At 39.4% G+C, this 17986-nt stretch carries 15 protein-coding genes; 8 read left to right on the top strand and 7 right to left on the bottom strand.

Features of this window, described 5'->3' with window-relative positions:
- Nucleotides 1-92: 92 nt before the first annotated feature.
- From lysS to cysN, 4 genes are all read left to right on the top strand, one after another.
- On the top strand, nt 93-1619 hold the full coding sequence (gene lysS, locus F957_RS09065; RefSeq protein WP_016540521.1) for a lysine--tRNA ligase: 1527 nt from the start codon (nt 93-95) through the stop codon (nt 1617-1619).
- A gap of 145 nt (nt 1620-1764) precedes the next feature.
- On the top strand, nt 1765-3204 hold the full coding sequence (locus F957_RS09070) for a capsule assembly Wzi family protein (RefSeq protein ID WP_016540522.1): 1440 nt from the start codon (nt 1765-1767) through the stop codon (nt 3202-3204).
- Between the two features lie 325 nt (nt 3205-3529).
- Nucleotides 3530-4438 carry a sulfate adenylyltransferase subunit CysD gene (gene cysD / locus F957_RS09075; RefSeq protein WP_005243206.1) on the top strand — a complete coding sequence of 303 codons (909 nt, stop codon included), beginning with the start codon at nt 3530-3532 and terminating at the stop codon, nt 4436-4438.
- Nucleotides 4439-4484: 46 nt separating this feature from the next.
- Nucleotides 4485-6098 (top strand): sulfate adenylyltransferase subunit CysN, encoded by a 1614-nt coding sequence (cysN, locus tag F957_RS09080; protein ID WP_016540523.1) that lies wholly within the window; start codon nt 4485-4487, stop codon nt 6096-6098.
- Between the two features lie 112 nt (nt 6099-6210).
- Here cysN and F957_RS09085 read toward each other — a convergent pair whose 3' ends face one another.
- Together F957_RS09085 and F957_RS09090 are read right to left on the bottom strand one after the other, a co-directional pair.
- Complete coding sequence (locus F957_RS09085; RefSeq protein ID WP_016540524.1) at nt 6211-7113, bottom strand: DMT family transporter; 903 nt, start codon at nt 7111-7113, stop codon at nt 6211-6213.
- Nucleotides 7114-7266: 153 nt separating this feature from the next.
- Complete coding sequence (locus tag F957_RS09090) at nt 7267-7824, bottom strand: DUF2239 family protein (RefSeq protein ID WP_171068292.1); 558 nt, start codon at nt 7822-7824, stop codon at nt 7267-7269.
- Nucleotides 7825-8037: 213 nt separating this feature from the next.
- Between F957_RS09090 and F957_RS09095 the strand changes: the two genes are divergently transcribed.
- Together F957_RS09095 and F957_RS09100 are read left to right on the top strand one after the other, a co-directional pair.
- Entirely contained in the window at nt 8038-8553 is a 516-nt protein-coding gene (locus tag F957_RS09095) for a hypothetical protein (protein ID WP_016540526.1), read from the top strand.
- A gap of 63 nt (nt 8554-8616) precedes the next feature.
- Entirely contained in the window at nt 8617-8880 is a 264-nt protein-coding gene (locus F957_RS09100; RefSeq protein ID WP_016540527.1) for a hypothetical protein, read from the top strand.
- Between the two features lie 40 nt (nt 8881-8920).
- Here F957_RS09100 and paeA read toward each other — a convergent pair whose 3' ends face one another.
- Together paeA and F957_RS09110 are read right to left on the bottom strand one after the other, a co-directional pair.
- Nucleotides 8921-10249, bottom strand: coding sequence for a polyamine export protein PaeA (gene paeA, locus F957_RS09105; protein WP_016540528.1), 1329 nt, complete (start codon nt 10247-10249; stop codon nt 8921-8923).
- Nucleotides 10250-10450: 201 nt separating this feature from the next.
- Entirely contained in the window at nt 10451-11452 is a 1002-nt protein-coding gene (locus F957_RS09110; RefSeq protein WP_004652708.1) for a LysR family transcriptional regulator, read from the bottom strand.
- Nucleotides 11453-11982: 530 nt separating this feature from the next.
- On the opposite strand from F957_RS09110, the gene F957_RS09115 reads away from it, so the two are divergent.
- Nucleotides 11983-13587, top strand: a complete 1605-nt coding sequence (locus F957_RS09115; RefSeq protein WP_016540529.1) for an isocitrate lyase — start codon at nt 11983-11985, stop codon at nt 13585-13587.
- Between the two features lie 306 nt (nt 13588-13893).
- On the opposite strand, the gene F957_RS09120 is transcribed toward F957_RS09115, so the two are convergent.
- The 3 genes from F957_RS09120 to F957_RS09130 form a co-directional block, all read right to left on the bottom strand.
- Nucleotides 13894-14520: a superoxide dismutase gene (locus F957_RS09120; RefSeq protein ID WP_004652711.1), complete on the bottom strand. Its 627-nt coding sequence runs from the start codon at nt 14518-14520 to the stop codon at nt 13894-13896.
- A gap of 226 nt (nt 14521-14746) precedes the next feature.
- Complete coding sequence (locus tag F957_RS09125) at nt 14747-15370, bottom strand: superoxide dismutase (protein WP_016540530.1); 624 nt, start codon at nt 15368-15370, stop codon at nt 14747-14749.
- A 347-nt stretch (nt 15371-15717) separates the two neighbouring features.
- Complete coding sequence (locus tag F957_RS09130) at nt 15718-16476, bottom strand: Nif3-like dinuclear metal center hexameric protein (RefSeq protein ID WP_016540531.1); 759 nt, start codon at nt 16474-16476, stop codon at nt 15718-15720.
- Between the two features lie 188 nt (nt 16477-16664).
- On the opposite strand from F957_RS09130, the gene F957_RS09135 reads away from it, so the two are divergent.
- Nucleotides 16665-17852, top strand: coding sequence for a trypsin-like peptidase domain-containing protein (locus tag F957_RS09135; protein WP_016540532.1), 1188 nt, complete (start codon nt 16665-16667; stop codon nt 17850-17852).
- Nucleotides 17853-17986: the final 134 nt, after the last annotated feature.

Below are 17986 nucleotides of genomic sequence, written 5' to 3'. Positions count from 1 at the left end.
GATTTTTTTGAATTGTCTGGTTGAAACAATACGAAAATGGGTTGTGATCTGCTATTCTATGTCACTTCATTTTTTACTTAATCGAGGCAGAGATGACGCAACAAAACGCTCAATCGACTTCTGAACAAACACTTTCCGAAAACGATTTAATCGCACAGCGTCATGCCAAATTAAAGCAAATCCAAGAGACTGCAAAACAAACGGGTAAGAGCCCGTGGCCAAACACGTTTAAACGTGAGCACTACACTGCTGATTTGCAAGAACAATTTAAAGACCAAGACAAAGCGCAAATTGAAGGCGCTGAAAAAGTTTATGTAAAAGTTGCGGGCCGTGTCATGCTCAACCGTGGATCATTCATCGTGATCCAAGACATGACAGGTCGTATCCAACTGTATGTTGACCGTAAAGGTTTACCGACAGACATTTTAGAAACCATTAAAAGCTTAGACCTTGGCGATATTATTGCGGCTGAAGGCTATATTGGGCGTTCTGGTAAAGGTGACTTATATGTTCACCTTGAAGGCTTTGAATTACTCACTAAATCACTTCGACCACTTCCAGATAAATTCCATGGTTTAACAGATACTGAAGCGAAATATCGTAAACGTTATTTAGATTTAATCGTAAACGAAGAAACGCGTAAAACCTTTGAAATTCGTGCCAAAGTGGTGGCAGGTATTCGTGCATTTTTGACCAATGAACGTTTCATGGAAGTTGAAACGCCGATGATGCATGTGATTCCTGGTGGCGCATCTGCAAAACCATTCGTAACGCATCATAATGCCTTGGATATGGAGCTTTACCTCCGTATTGCGCCAGAACTGTATTTAAAACGCCTTGTGGTCGGTGGTTTTGAACGTGTTTTTGAAATCAACCGTAACTTCCGTAATGAAGGGGTTTCAACACGTCATAATCCAGAATTCACCATGATTGAGTTCTATCAAGCCTATGCTGACTATAAAGACTTGATGGTACTGACTGAAAACATGCTGGAAAAATTGGCAGTTGATATCTTAGGCTCTACTGATGTGCCATATGGTGAAGAAGTCTATAGCTTCAAAGGTCCATTCAAAAAAATCTCAATGTTTGATGCGATTCTTGAGCATAACCCAACATTTACACCTGAAAATGTCAATGACCGTGAGTTTTTGGCGAAGTTCACTCAAGATGTGTTGAAAGAGAAAGTAAAACCAGGATTCGGTTTAGGTAAGTTACAAACCATCGTATTTGAAGAAACTGTAGAAACGCAATTACGTCAGCCAACATTCATTACGGAATATCCAGCGGAAACTTCTCCATTGGCACGTCGTAATGATGATAACCCACATATTACAGATCGTTTCGAATTCTTTATTGGTGGTCGTGAGTTGGCAAATGGCTTCTCCGAGTTAAACGATCCGATTGATCAAGCTGAGCGATTCCAAGCACAAGTGGCCGAGAAGGATGCGGGTGATGATGAAGCCATGCATTACGATGCCGACTTTATTGAAGCGTTGGAATATGGTTTACCGCCGACAGCTGGTCAGGGCATTGGTATTGACCGTTTGGTGATGTTATTTGCGAATGCACCAAGTATCCGCGATGTCTTGTTATTCCCGCATATGCGCCGTAAAGATTAAGCTTTAGATGTATTTAAAAAGCCACTTCATTGAAGTGGCTTTTTTTCTTTACCGTTAAAAAATGTAATTGTTTCGTTTGACGATTGAAAAGTATGCATAAACCAACGATCATGTGTGCATAAATATATTTGAGAACAGTTTGGACATGTTTTTAAAAAAATCGCTTTATATGGCGTTATTTGCCTCTCTTTCTTCTCCTGTATTTGCTCAGGGTCTGGTGTTAAATGATCAAAATTTAAGAACGGACCTGAATTGGTTAAACCAACAAGGTGTTATACAAATCAGTACATCGACTTGGCCAATGAGTGGTGACGAAATTCAACGTGCTCTATCTCAAGCTAAGGTGAGCAATACGACTCAACAAAAAGTTATTGATTCAGTCGTGCATGCACTGCAAGCGGATAACGCAACTGTAAAAGCTGGTTTACATGCAGGTACTGATCTTAAAACGATTCCTCAAGCATTTGGTGATAATCAAAAATCACAATATCAAATTGCCGCTGAGTTTAATGCAGGCGGTGAAAACTGGGATGCTAAACTCCGTGTGAATGGTGAGAAAGATCCACTGATCGATAATGGACATGATGCCAATGTTGAAGGCTCATATATCGCAGGTAAGCTTTGGAACCAGTGGGTCATTGCGGGTCAAATTCCAACCTACTGGGGGCCAGGTCATGACGGCAGCTTGATCCGTGGTGATGCGAGTCGTCCAGTGTATGGTGTCACTGTTCAACGTGCTGTTCAAAATGCCTTTGAGACCAAATGGTTGTCTTGGATTGGGCCTTGGCAATATCAACTATTTGGAGGGCAGCTAGATGATTATAAAGCTGTTCCTGATGCAAAACTGCTAGGTTTACGTGTTACCGCACAACCTTTTCCTGCTCTTGAGCTTGGTGCTTCCCGTGTCTTACAATGGGGCGGAGAAGGGCGTTCAGAAAGCCTTGACTCACTTTGGAATGCCATTAAAGGGAATGATAATCTTGATTATGATACGGATAAATCGAATCAAATTGCAGGATTTGATGTTCGCTTAAATACACAACAATTATTGCAAGTACCTATCGGTTTGTATGGGCAATATGTGGGTGAGGATGAAGCTGGGTTGTTACCTGCTAAAAAAATGTATTTGGCTGGTATAGATTTCTCATCTGCTTATAAAAATATGCCATATCAACTTTATGCTGAATGGGCAGATACTCGTACAAATGGAAAAGTAGATGCTGTGTCATATAACCACTATGTTTACACAGATGGTTATTACCAACATGGTTTTTCATTAGGCCATGCTATTGGTGGGGATAGTCAGATGTATTCGGTTGGTGGAGATATTCGTTTTGATCTCATGAACCGTTTAAATGGTCGTGTGATTTACGCCAAAGTGAACCAATCTAACTTATCTATTAACGCAGCATTTCCAAAAGAAGATACCGTAAAAGGCCTCGATTTGACTTGGACGCATTATTTAAAACCGACTATTCCTTTAAAAGTGAATGGTTGGGTCAGTGATTCTGATCTAAATGGGCGTGATGGTGGCGTTTCTGTTGGTGTAGAAATTCCATTAGAGCGTAAAATGTTTGGTTTTTGATAGAAGCTAAATGATTGAAAAAAGAAGCCTTTAGGCTTCTTTTTTTGTTTTTGATTTATGTGAAATTGGTTGTATTGATATTCCAGAATCTTATTTTCATATCATAATTTTGCATATTGATATGAAAAAACAAGCTAAAGAACTCAATCTAAATTATTATAATGAATAACCTTTACTCAGTAGCAAATTCTACTGCAAGTAAGAATATCGATATCATGAAAAATTGGAGTTGTTATGGCACTCGTTCCTCCACACAGTCTTCAAAGTGGTGGTTTAATATCACTTATAGATTTTATGGATAGCATGGATAAGGAGGAAATTGTACATGACTGAAAATAGATTGACTCACCTCAAACAACTTGAGGCAGAAAGTATTCATATTATTCGTGAAGTTGCAGCTGAATTTGAAAACCCTGTGATGCTTTACTCGATTGGTAAAGATTCAGCGGTGATGCTGCACTTGGCATTAAAAGCATTCTATCCAGCAAAACTGCCATTCCCGCTACTGCATGTAGATACCGGTTGGAAGTTTAAAGACATGATTGCGTTCCGTGACAACATGGCGAAAACGCATGGCTTTGATTTGATCGTGCATCAAAATGTAGAAGGTCGTGAGGCTGGGATTAACCCGTTCGATCACGGCAGTTCAAAATATACTGACATCATGAAAACCCAAGGTTTAAAACAAGCTTTGGATAAGTATCAGTTCGATGCTGCTTTTGGTGGTGCACGTCGTGATGAAGAAAAATCTCGTGCCAAAGAACGTGTTTATTCTTTCCGTGATAATAAGCATCGTTGGGATCCTAAAAACCAGCGTCCAGAACTTTGGAATCTTTACAACGGTAAAGTGAACAAAGGCGAAAGTATTCGTGTATTCCCATTGTCGAACTGGACTGAGTTAGACATCTGGCAATATATCTACTTAGAGAATATTCAAATCGTTCCGCTTTATTTCTCTGCCGTTCGTCCTGTGGTAGAACGTAGTGGTACGTTGATCATGGTGGATGATGAACGTATGCGTTTAAAAGAGGGTGAAGTTCCACAAATGAAATCGGTACGTTTCCGTACGCTTGGCTGTTATCCGCTAACGGGTGCAGTTGAGTCTGAAGCAGATACCTTGCCTGAAATTATCCAAGAAATGCTTTTGGCCACGAGCTCAGAGCGTCAAGGTCGTATGATTGACCATGATGAGGCGGGCTCGATGGAAAAGAAAAAGCAAGAAGGTTATTTCTAAGCTGCTTGGCAAATTCGATTTCAAAAATTTTGTGGAGTTTTGAGCAATGTCTCATCAATCAGATCTTATTAGCCAAGACATCTTGGGCTATTTAAAACAACATGAGCAAAAAGATTTATTGCGCTTTTTGACTTGCGGTAACGTCGATGATGGTAAAAGTACCTTAATTGGTCGTTTACTTTATGATTCAAAATTGATTTATGAAGATCAATTGCAAGCGGTGACCCGTGACAGTAAGAAAGTGGGAACCACAGGTGATGCGCCTGACCTTGCCTTACTGGTCGATGGCTTGCAGGCTGAACGTGAGCAGGGCATTACCATTGATGTCGCTTATCGTTATTTCTCTACAGAAAAGCGTAAGTTCATCATTGCAGATACACCAGGACATGAACAATATACGCGTAACATGGCAACCGGTGCATCGACAGCTGATCTTGCGATTATCTTGATTGATGCGCGCTATGGTGTGCAAACACAAACGCGCCGTCACTCATTTATCGCAAGCTTGCTCGGTATTAAAAATATCGTGGTTGCGATTAACAAGATGGACTTGGTGGAATTCTCTGAAGCGCGCTTCAATGAAATCCAAGTTGAATATGATGCTTTCGTCAGCCAACTTGGTGATCGTCGTCCTGAAAATATTGTGTTCGTACCGATCTCGGCACTGAATGGCGATAACGTGGTGAATCCATCAGCAAGTACGCCGTGGTACAAGGGTCAAACCTTGATGAGCATTCTTGAATCAGTGGAAATTAAACGTGAATCAAATAAACATGAATTCCGTTTCCCTGTTCAATATGTGAATCGTCCAAACCTCGATTTCCGTGGTTTCGCGGGAACCATAGCGTTGGGTGAAATCAACGTTGGTGATGAAATTGTTGCTTTGCCATCTGGCAAAAAATCAACGGTGAAAGAAATCGTCACCTTTGATGGCAATCTTGAACAAGCTGTTGCTGGTCAAGCCGTGACGTTAACTTTAAACGATGAAATTGATATTTCTCGTGGTAACGTTTTGGTCCGTGCAGGCGAGCAACCTTTGATTTCACGTAGTGTACGTGCTTCAGTGGTGTGGATGAATGAACATCCGTTGGTGAAAGGTAAGCTGTACAACGTTAAAATTGGCACGCAAACTGTTCCAGCAAAAGTCACTGCAATTAACTTCCGTGTTAATGTGAATACATTGGAACATACGCAAGTTGAAGAGCTTGAGTTGAATGCAATTGCGGATGTTGTGGTTGAGTTTGATGCGCCAGTGGTCTTCGATCAATATCAAGATAGCCGTTACACTGGTTCATTTATCTTTATTGACCGTCTCAGCAATGTGACTGTTGGTGCAGGTATGGTTGAAGCTGCAGTTGAATGGACGGCGCATAGCAATCCTGTGACTGCAGAAGATCGTGCGGCACGTTTAGGTCAAAAACCTGCGGTAATTGGTGTGTCTGCATCGTTGATCGAGAAAGCTCAAGCATTAGAAAGCTTATTGATTCAACAAGGTGTAGTTGCCATTGCAAAAGCAAATTTAACGGTTGAGCAGATTGCCTTGTTACGTGAAACGGGCGTTGTTATTATCACAACGACTGTGGATGGTACAGATACAGAGATTGCTGCTGAAACGGTTGAAGAAGCCGCTGAGAAAGTGGTGGAGTTAGTTCGTCTTTAATCGACTGAATTGATTTTGAAAAACCCGCGTAAGCGGGTTTTTTTATCTTTACATAAATCATCTGATGACGTTTGTGAGGTTGAGAGTTGATTGTTTGTGTCTGTTTAGATAATTAGGGTGAAGTATCTTTGGAGCCTTCTAATGCTACGATATTATTACTTTTAATGGTTTTTCGGTATACCAAATAAACCCCACTCAATATTGCGATAATTCCAACATAGTCAAACCCAGAGAGTTGAGTGCTAAAAATAATAAAGTCGAGTACTAAGGTCACAAGCGGTACAAGATAGAATAAGCTGGTTGTATTCACCAGATTGCCTGATTGTAATAATTTATAAAAAATGAGTTGAGCAATAACAGAAACAATAATGCCTTGATATAAAACAGGAATCCAAAAGCCCCAATTCATCTCAAAATTAAATGATTGAAAAGGAATGATAAAAATAATGAAAATCAAAGAAATGGCATATTGTAGTGGTAAAACATGCCATGGTTTTTCAGAAATTTTTCTTTGTAGAATCACACCTGTCGTAATACATGCTAGGCACATAATTGAAGCAAGCGTTGCCCATAAAGATAATTTATTGATAAACATATTGTTATAAACCAAACAAATGATTCCAAAAAAACTAAGCAGTAGCCCTATAAGCTTAACTTTGGAAAAACTTTTCTCAGTTATAAAAAAGGTCAAAATAGGCTGTAATGCAAGGATGGTGGAAAGGAGGCCTGGGGAAATTCCAAATTCAAGCGATAAAAAATAAAACAGGGTATAACCTGTAATTAAAAAGCAACCGGTAAGAATGACATATTTAAAAGAGGTATTTTGTGGATAAAAAGGCTGTTTTGAAATTGCACAAAAGAATAAAATTAACGCTGTAGCAATTAAAAAGCGGAAAAACAGGAAGGGGATTGCTGCACCATGATGAAGTCCCCATTTGGTAAAAATTGCAGCACTTCCCCAGAGCAAAACAAATAGACCAATATAAAGGAAATTTTCATTCTTAAGTTTGGCCATTGAACTTGTCCTTTTTATATCTCTATTTTTAGATCTTTGAATAGAATTTTTATATGACGACTAAATAATGATTGTCATTAAATGTTTGTAAAATGCTCTACCATTTGAAATGAGTAGAGCAAGTTATTTTAACAGATGATAAAAAGAATGCATTTAGAAAATATGACGTGTTTTGAAAACTAAATATTCTTTTATATCTTTAGGATAATCTTTAATTAATTTTAAGAAAACCTCTTGATCCCCCTGATATAAAGCACGGGTTGCTTCTTCATAATTTGGCATATTGCCTAACATCGCAGACATAAAGCGGTCAGTAGCTTGTTTGGCAAGCATGATATTACTTTCAGAATTAGGATCATTCAGCTCTTTATCAATCAACTTGCGGATCACAGCCGATGCGCTGGCACTTTGTTGATCTAACCAATCCCAATGCTTCTTCTGTAAAGTGATTTCACGAGAAATAACCCCAAGTTTAGGCCTTCCAACTCGTTTAGTTGGCTCAGGTTCGCTATAGCGTTGTAATAACTCTTGTTCAGAACCCGAAAGGTCAAGATCAATTTGTTGACCTGTTTGATCATTAAAAATCAAAATATTTTCATTTGCCTGAGATAGATGTCTGATCTTGATCGCAAGCTCAGTCGGCTGGCCAGTTGCGACCTGTGTACTGCCATTAAATGCAGTGTAGGTGGTTTGAGTATTCATTTTAATCACATATTTTTATCTGGGTAAAATAATATTATCGGGGTAAAATGTATTTGGCAAATAAATAAACAATAATTAAAAAAAGATCTGATTTCATAAACCTGAATTCTAGAGTAAGTGCCACAAATACAGTAAAGACGGCAAACCATTTTAAATTTTTATTCTGCTTTAATATTGCTTTTATGAGACAATACTTTTTTATTTTTGTGTATTAGGACTCCCATGATTGAGCAATCTCCTGAATCTTTAAGCGATATCGAAATTTTAGACATTTTACAGTCTATGAAAAAAGATAAGCTGGATACGGAAGCAAATGAGATGATCCGTAGTGGGGGAAAAGCTGGTCGCCAAGAAGCACATAAACAGGCTTTGGTTGCACTCAGTACGAGCTTTGAAGAAAAATTTGTCGAAGCAGTGACACTGGCATTGGGCTTGAATGCAGGTCAGGCAAAAAAGATCCGTTATAAAAAAGACCGTATTCGTATTCTCAAAGTGCGTGGTATTGATTATTTAGCAATTGATGGTGCTGAAACGGCTCAGGTATTAGCACAAGTTGCACAAGCCATCGGCCGTGAAGATGCGACAGTTACACACGATTTGCATAATATTTTCCCATTCTGGAAAGAAGGCTGGCCGATGGTTCAGTTTGATAATGCTTATAAAATCCTAGCAGAAGATATTGGTATTCATTATCAAGCCGTACTTGATGAGTTGATTTCATTGTATGGTGGAAATTAAGCGATTCTAAACATCCTGCTCTGATGTGGTTTCCAATAGAAAATAACAAGGATTGTTAATTTTATGACCTTAGCACCGAAGATTCCGCCAGAAGCGCTCAATGTGCTTAGAGCAGGGCAATTGATTGATGCCATTAAGATCACGCGAGAAAAAACAGGTTTAGGTCTCAAGGAATCTAAAGACTTAATTGATCAGTATCTGCAAGATCATCCACAAGAACAGGCACAGATCCAAGAGCAATTGGTACAGCGTAGTCGTGGTGGAATTAAAGTCTTGGTTTTGATCTTCTTAATTTTGGCTGCTCTGATCTGGTTTGCCATGAAATAAAAAAAGCCCATTGTTGGGCTTTTTTTATGAACTGTTCAGCTTAGTCTTCTTGCATCGCAGATGTGTCATTTTCCAGACTAGGGATAATTTGTGTGACCAGCAATTGGTCAATTTTATAGTGGTCGATATCGACTACTTCAAATTTAAAGCCAGCATATTCAACCGCATCTGCAGGGCGTGGGATCTTGCGCAGACGATACATGATAAAGCCAGCAATGGTTTCGTAATTTTCATTTTCTGGGAATTCTTCAATTGCCAGCGCATGTTTTACATCTTCAATTGGAGTGCTGCCATCAATCAGCCATGAATGATTATCACGTTTAATGATCTGTTGTTCTTCATCCATCGGGGTCACCCAGTCGCCCATAACCGTGATCATAATATCACTGAGGGTAATCACACCGACCACTAAGGCATATTCATTGATTACCACTGCAAACTTCTCTTTAGTTGAGCGAAAACGGTCAAGAAGTTCTGATAGCGTAAGGCTGTCTGGGATAATTAAAACGTTGCGGATAATCGATTCATTCAGTTGCGTAAAGGACTGATTATTTAAAATACGGACTAAAATATCTTTGGCATCGACATAGCCAATAACTTGGTCGATATGTTCATTACAAATTAAGAATTTTGAATAAGGATGATCAGCCAGCTTTTGACGAATACTATGCTCAGCTTCATTCAAAGTGAAATAAACAATGTTTTCTCGTGCTGTCATGCTGGATGGCACGGTACGCTCTTCAAGCTCAAATACATTTTCAATGAAATGATGTTCTTGTTTTTGTAAGACACCTGCTTGCGCACCTGCATTTACGATGGCAGAAATATCATCAAAGGTCATGCTGTCGTCGCGCTTGGTATCAATTTTAAAAATTCTAAAAATTGAATTGGCAATGATATTAATAACCCATGCTAAAGGTCTACAGATTTTAATGAAAATGGTAATGGGATTGATAACTTTGATTGCCAGTTTTTCTGGGAAGATCATTGCCAAGCGTTTTGGCATTAAGTCAGCAAATAAGATAAAAAGGGAGGTAACGGTTAAAAAAGATAAACTAAATCCAATCGTGTCTGCCCAAGGTCCTGGATAAAGTTCAGTTGCCAAATTGTGGAAGTAAGGACGTAATGAGGATTCACCGACAATACCGCCCAAGATCGCAACAGCATTAACACCCACTTGGGTTGATGCAAAAAAGTCTGCTGAGTTTTCTTGTAACTCAATGACTTTATTTGCACGTTCTTCGCCACTTTCGGCAATGAGTTTCAGTTTGAGTTTTCGTGATCCAGCAATCGCGATTTCAGATAAGGATAAAAAGAATGAACATGCGACTAGAATTACTAGAATCATCATGCTTTGGAAAATATCCATACATCACCTTTGTTGGTAGGACACAGCCTATACGTTCGCTTATGCAAATAATTGTCGGTTAGGCATTATTTCACTCGCTTATTCTTTAAGAGAATATAATCTATCAATAAGTAAAAGAAATAAGTTTTTATTGATATTATTATTAAAACAATCAGCCACACCTAAGATATGGCTGAAATTTCATCTAGCTAATCCGCTCAATTAAAAAAAGCTATGCGGTAATTGTGAATTGCCATTATTCAACAAATACTCGCGGTTTTCTTCCTCGATCATTTGACGTGCAACAAAAAGAATTAATTGTCTGAGCCAACGATGCGCAGGATGATGGTGTAATAATGGACACCAAGCCATTTTTAATTCAAATTCTGGAATATAGAACGGTGGATCCTTTATAACCAGTCGTGGATTCTGAGTTTGCAAACGCGCCATACGGGTTGGTAAGGTTGCGATTAAATCTACATTTTGCGCCAGTAGTGCTGGCATTTGATAATGGCGGGTAAAGACCGAAATTTTGCGACGTTGGCCAATACGTTCCAAAGCCTGATCGATCCAGCCTAGACCTGCTTGTTTCTCAGGATTGACACCAAAGCCTACACCCATACCCGTTTTAGACACCCAAATATGTTGTGCATCTAAATAGCTTTTTAAATTAAGGTGAGTTACTGCAGGATGTTTGTCGTTCAGAATACAGCTAAAACTATCGCGCCATACTAAAACTTGATGGAAGCTTTGCGGGATTTCATTGAAGCGGTTAATGGCTAGGTCAACTTTGCCTTGCTCCATATCGCGATAAGACACATCACTAGGCGTCAGAAAGTCTAAAACGACATTCGGTGCTTCTGAGCGTAATGCTTTCACTAAGCGTGGAACAAGTGTGGCTTCAGCATAATCGGATGTCATAATCCGGAACACACGATTACTGGTATAAGGGCGGAATTCGGTACGTGGCTCAAGAATCATTGAAAGGTCTGACAATGCATCTCGAATACGCGGTTGTAATTCTAATGCACGTTCAGTTGGCGTCATGCCTTCAGAAGAGCGAATGAGTAGGGGATCATTAAACAAATTACGTAATCGACGTAAAATATTACTCATTGCAGGTTGGGTAACACCCAATTGCTCCGCTGCACGGGTGACATTTTTTTCACGAAGAAGTACATCAAGATAAATTAATAAATTGAGATCGACCCGCTCCAGATTCATAAAAAAAATACCGAAAATAAAATCCTTGAATTGCCTTGAATTATGACATATCCAAAGGGATTTGTGTAACTTAATCCTACATAAAAGCAACAGCGACAATGCTTATGCTGCAACTTGGCACATTCTGTTGATTTATTTAATTTAGCCAGTTTCTTGGAGGGTATCTACTGGGTGTAAATTAGACAAAAGCGCAGAAAAAAATTGGCATTTTTTAGGGTTTGAATCGTCAAAATTTAGGTTTTTATGAACTGATGAGTCTAGAAAATAGGTCTAAAATTTGATGATCAACTTAAGTTGTGTATTTTGTAAGGTTAATAAAAACAAATATTTATATGGTGTTTTTTGCATTTTTGAAAAATGGTTATGCATATATTTTTTTAGAAAATACTGAAGATTAAGCCAGAATATTGGATAAATCGCTTGCCAAAGACTAAGCTTTGAGACATGTTGATGGGGCGCTTGAAATCTAGACTAACTAAAATCAGGATTTCCTAGCCCTCATTCGATGCCAATCCTCAAAGGAATATATCATGACTACATATCAAACAGCGATTGATGCAATCCGCGAATTAAAAGCAAAATTTGGCAACACTTGGGCAGATATTAGTCCTGAAGATGCTGCTCGTATGCAATTGCAAAACCGTTTCAAAACTGGTTTAGACATTGCTAAATATACAGCTGCGATTATGCGTCGTGATATGGCTGCTTATGATGCTGATTCTAGCAAATATACTCAATCATTGGGTTGCTGGCACGGTTTTATCGCGCAACAAAAAATGATCGCGAATAAAAAATACTTTGGTACAACTGAACGTCGTTATATCTACCTTTCTGGTTGGATGGTTGCTGCACTTCGTTCAGAATTTGGTCCACTTCCTGACCAATCTATGCACGAAAAAACATCTGTTCCAGCATTGATCGAAGAAATCTACACATTCTTACGTCAAGCTGATGCGAAAGAATTAAACGATTTATTCCGCGCACTTAAAAAAGCAAACGAAGCGGGTGATACGGCTAAAGCTGCTGAAATCACTGCTCAAATCGACAACTTTGAAACTCACGTTGTGCCAATTATTGCGGACATCGATGCAGGTTTCGGTAACGAAGAAGCAACTTACTTACTTGCTAAGAAAATGATCGAAGCGGGTGCTTGTGCACTTCAAATCGAAAACCAAGTTTCTGATGCGAAACAATGTGGTCACCAAGCTGGTAAAGTAACTGTTCCACACGAAGATTTCATCGCTAAAATCCATGCATTACGTTATGCATTCTTAGAAATGGGTCTTGATGATGGTATCATCGTTGCGCGTACTGACTCTGAAGGCGCTGACTTGACTCAAAAAATCCCAGTGGTTAAAGAGCCAGGCGACATCGCTTCTCAATACATCAGCTACTTAGATACAACTGAAATCGACATCGCTGATGCGCAAGAAGACGAAATCCTAATCAAACGTGATGGTAAATTACACCGTCCTAAGCGTTTAGCTTCTGGCTTGTATCAGTTCCGTGCTGACACTCAAATTGACCGTGTTGTACTTGACTGTGTATCTAGCCTTCAAAATGGTGCTGACCTTCTTTGGATCGAAACTGCGACTCCAAACGTAGAAGAAATTGCTCACATGGTTAACCGTGTACGTGAAACAGTTCCAAATGCGAAGCTTGTTTATAACAACAGCCCATCATTCAACTGGACTTTAAACTTCCGTCAACAAGCTTACGACCGTTGGGTTGCTGAAGGTAAAGACGTTTCTGCTTACGACCGTGCTAAATTAATGAGCGCTGAGTACGATGCGACTGAATTAGCGGCTGATGCTGATGCTAAGATCCGTACTTTCCAAGCTGATGCTGCTCGTGAAGCGGGTGTGTTCCATCACTTGATCACACTTCCGACTTACCACACTGCTGCGCTTTCTACTCATGAACTTGCACAAGGTTACTTCGGTTCTGAGGGTATGTTGGCTTATGTTGCTGGCGTACAACGTAAAGAAATCCGTGGTGGTATCGCTTGTGTTAAACACCAAGCAATGGCGGGTTCTGACATCGGTGATGATCACAAAGAAATCTTCTCTGGTGACAACGCTCTTAAAGCGCACGATGATGCTAAAAACACAATGAACCAATTCGCTGCTCACTAAGCACTGAACTGATTCAAAAGAAAACCCTGCGAAAGCAGGGTTTTTTTATTGCTTAAAAATTTGATGTATTGTGGTGATTTAGAGCTAGTGCTAGGGGTGGCTGAATTTAAGTTTATTATTAGGGCGGGGGCTTTTGCGAGCTGAGATAAGAGGGCGGCTTTTAAAACAATTGAACGGTGTGAGTATCAATTAAACTTAAGTTTTTCATTCTAATTGTAGTCAGGTTGGTTTGCTCTGATGGATGCTAAATCGCATCGCAAAAAAAACTGCTCATCAAGAGCAGTTTTTTATTCAAGAAATAATCAATTATTTCTCAACACCTGCTGGTTGACCTGCAAGTTTTGCATTTGCATAGTCCCAGTTTACTAGGCTTTCTAAGAAAGTAGCGATGTATTTTGGACGTAAGTTACGGAAGTCGATGTAGTAAGCATGTTCCCAAACGTCGATGGTTAATACTGCAACTTGACCATGAGCAAGTGGCGTATCTGCATTGGCAGTTTTAGTAATCGATAATTTACCGTTTACTTCATCAGCAACTAACCAAGCCCAACCTGAACCGAATTGAGTTGTTGCAGCAGCAGTGAATTCTTCTGCAAATTTTTCGTAGCTACCAAAAGCTTCTTCGATTTTAGCTGCAATCGCACCTGTTGGCTTACCACCACCATTTGGTTTCATGCTGTTCCAGTAGAATGTATGGTTCCATACTTGCGCAGCATTGTTAAAGATACCTGCTTTAGATGCATCGCCAGCAGATGCTTTGATGATTTCTTCTAAAGTTTTACCTTCAAGGTCAGTACCTTTGATTAGGTTGTTTAAGTTAACAACATAAGTATTGTGGTGTTTATCGTGATGGTATTCTAAAGTTTCGCGAGTGATGTGTGGCGCTAAATCATCATAGCCATATGGAAGTGCAGGTAAAGTAATGGTTGTCATGTTTCATTCCTTGCAAATTTGCTGGGTTTTACATTAAGTGCCTTTATTGTAAATGATTCTATAGACAATAGGGCAGTCTTTTAATACACAAAATATGCAAAAAATTTCTTTATGAGACATATAGCATACAACAATGATTAGAGTTTTTAGCTCAGTTGGTGAACGTTGCAAAAAACTCTAACTTATTTTTGTAGAGATGCTGATTTAACTTGGACTACTATGAAAATTACTGAGTTTTGGCTTGTAATGCATCATGATAACGACGATTGACTTCATCCCAATCAACCACATTATAAAAGGCAGCAATATATTCAGGACGACGGTTTTGATATTTTAAGTAGTAGGCATGTTCCCATACATCTAAACCTAAAATAGGGGTATTACCATGCATCAAGGGCGAGTCTTGATTGCCGCTACTTTCGACCACTAATTTGTGTTCAGGTGTGACACTTAGCCATGCCCAACCACTGCCAAAACGACTAATCGCTGCCTTGGTGAATGCATCTTTAAATGCATCGAAACCACCCAGTTGTTGATCAATTGCTTCAGCAACAGCTCCTGTTGGTTGTCCACCCCCTTGTGGGCTCATGATCGTCCAAAAAAGTGAATGATTGGCGTGTCCGCCACCATTGTTAATCACCATATTTTTAAGACCAGCAGGGACGTCATTCACTTTGGCAACCAATTCTTCTACAGGGAGTTTTTCCCATTCTGTTCCTTCAATTGCACCATTGATATTATTGATGTAGGTCTGATGATGTTTGCTATGGTGAATTTCCATGGTTTTGGTATCAATATTGGGTTCAAGTGCATCGTAAGCATAAGGAAGCGCTGGTAAAGAATAGGCCATGTGTTTGATTCCTTTTAATCAAAATGATTTTATTAGCATAAGTTAAAGCGCCTTCATTATTTATTTAAAAGCAAATGAGAATCAATATCTTTTAATTTGCTTTTATCTATATAAAAAGGGATAAAAAATAAATTTTATTTATCATTGCTTTTATTAGGTCTTGAATTGGCTGAGCAATACGAACAAGTCTTTGATTCTTAGTCTATTAAAAGTAGACAGAGGTATTGCAGTGAGAAATACTTGATTATTTCAATCACTCAAGTTACACAGGTATTGGTTTAAATATTGAGTTGAAATATAAAGGGAAGGAGTGAAACGAACTTCACTCCATTCAACATTGGATCGGGTTAAATCGGGTTGTTGAGCTCAAAATACTCAGTTTCGATTGAAAATTGTTGGGCAATGGCTTGTGCCAAACGCTGCACGCCATAACGTTCAGTGGCATGGTGACCACAGGCGAAATAATGTACCCCCAGTTCTTTTGCCTCATAGAAGGTACGTTCGCTGACTTCACCAGAAATATAAGCATCACAATCTGCTTGAGCTGCTTTGGCGATAAAGTCTTGCGCACCACCTGTGCAGAAGCCTACTTTTTTGATTAGCGTTTTATCACTCGGCAGATGAATCACATTAAAGTCAAAAATGCTCTGTAACTTCGCTTTAAATTGTTCAGGACTCAGTGAATCGCCTAAATAGGCGATATTACCGATAGGGTGTTTTTCGCTTGGATCTAATGCTTCTAGATCGTGTAGACCAATCAAATCGGCAATAGCGATGTTATTGCCTAAAGTTGGATGTGCATCCAAAGGTAAATGATAGGCAATCAGGGAAATATTATTTTGAATCAGTTTCTTGATGCGATTGCCGCGCATTCCTGTAATTGGGTAGGGTTCACCTTTCCAAAAATAGCCATGATGAACCAATAAGGCATCTGCTTGTTGGGCAATTGCAGCATCAATCGCATCTTCAGATGCAGTCACAGCACATACAATTTTATTGACTTCGGGCTTGCCTTCGATTTGTAAGCCGTTTGGTGCATAGTCTTTAAATTCATTGGCTTTTAAAGTCTGGTTACACCATTGCACAAGGTCATGCAAATTTGCCATGTGATTCCTCAATTTTTTTACATCTTTTCTCAGCAACCATAAGAACATATTTTTAAATGTAACTAAAGCTAGACAAAACTTTTTTAACTTTTGCATTGATTTTAAGCAATTTACTTTACAATAGTGGAAACTTCCAGTTCTTCAATAAATTACGTTCATCACATAATTTCGCCTAGAGGATAATAGACGTGCGCCGTGCATTTACATGGTTACCTTGGGTATTACTCATTCTTGTTATTTTTAGTTTTCTGGCTTGGCAGAAATCACATCAACCGAAGCCAACAGTGGCTGCTGACGGGGTGAAAATGCCCGCAGAAAAGGTTGAGCCACTGATTGATACCACGCGTACGGGTGGGGTGGTTTCATATAGTGCTGCGGTGAAAGTGGCAGCGCCTGCTGTGGTCAATATTTTTACCACGCAAAAAGTGAAACAGATGAATCATCCATTGCTGAATGATCCTGTGTTTCGTGAGTTTTTCGGCAATCAAATGCCGCAGCAACCTCAAAATGAAAACAGTTTGGGTTCAGGCGTAATTGTACGTGCGGATGGTTATATTTTAACCAACAATCATGTGATTGCACAGGCTGAACATATTGTTGTGGCTTTACAAGATGGACGCCGTGCTGAAGCGACCGTGATAGGAACTGATCCAGACACCGATTTGGCGGTAATCAAAATTGAATTGGACAAATTACCAGTGTTGCCATTTAAGCTCAGTGGCAATGAAGTGGGTGATGTTGTGCTTGCGATTGGTAACCCATTTGGTGTTGGTCAAACCGTAACGCAGGGGATTATCTCCGCAACTGGACGTTCGGATTTGGGTATTAATACCTATGAAGATTTTATTCAAACGGATGCTGCAATTAACCCAGGTAACTCGGGTGGTGCATTGATTGATGTTGCGGGTAATTTGATAGGGGTCAATACGGCTATCTTCTCGCAATCTGGTGGCTCCCTTGGGATTGGTTTTGCGATACCAGCCAAAGTGTGTCAGCAAGTTCTTAATTCAATCTTGAAAGATGGTCGTGTGGTACGTGGCTGGTTAGGGATTAGCTTAATTCCAAATAACCTTGATGAAGATGTTTTGACCGCTAAACCGATTGGTGTCACTGTTGCCGATGTCTTACGTGGTGGACCATCTGATTCTGCAGGTATTAAGCGTGGCGATAAGATTATTCAAGTGAACAATGAGCAAATTTCATCGGCATCACATTTGATTAATTATGTTGCGTTACAAGCACCAGAAAGTTTAATTGATGTGGTGATTGAGCGTGAAGGCAAGCAACAAACTTTACAGGTTAAAGTTGGAGAGCGTAAAGTGCAGCAGAATGCACAATCGCAATATATTCCATTGCCTAAGCGTCAACAACAGTAATGTCGCTTGGATGATAAATAAAGGCTGCCGATGCGCAGCCTTTATTTATTTGAAGGCATAAAAAAAGCTTGTTGACCAGTTGATCAACAAGCTTTTTGCATTTTATCGAATTTTTTATTTTTTATTAAAGCATC

Source organism: Acinetobacter gyllenbergii CIP 110306 = MTCC 11365 (assembly GCF_000413855.1).
Lineage (GTDB): Bacteria > Pseudomonadota > Gammaproteobacteria > Pseudomonadales > Moraxellaceae > Acinetobacter > Acinetobacter gyllenbergii.
This window is presented reverse-complemented; position numbering and strand designations above follow the sequence as displayed.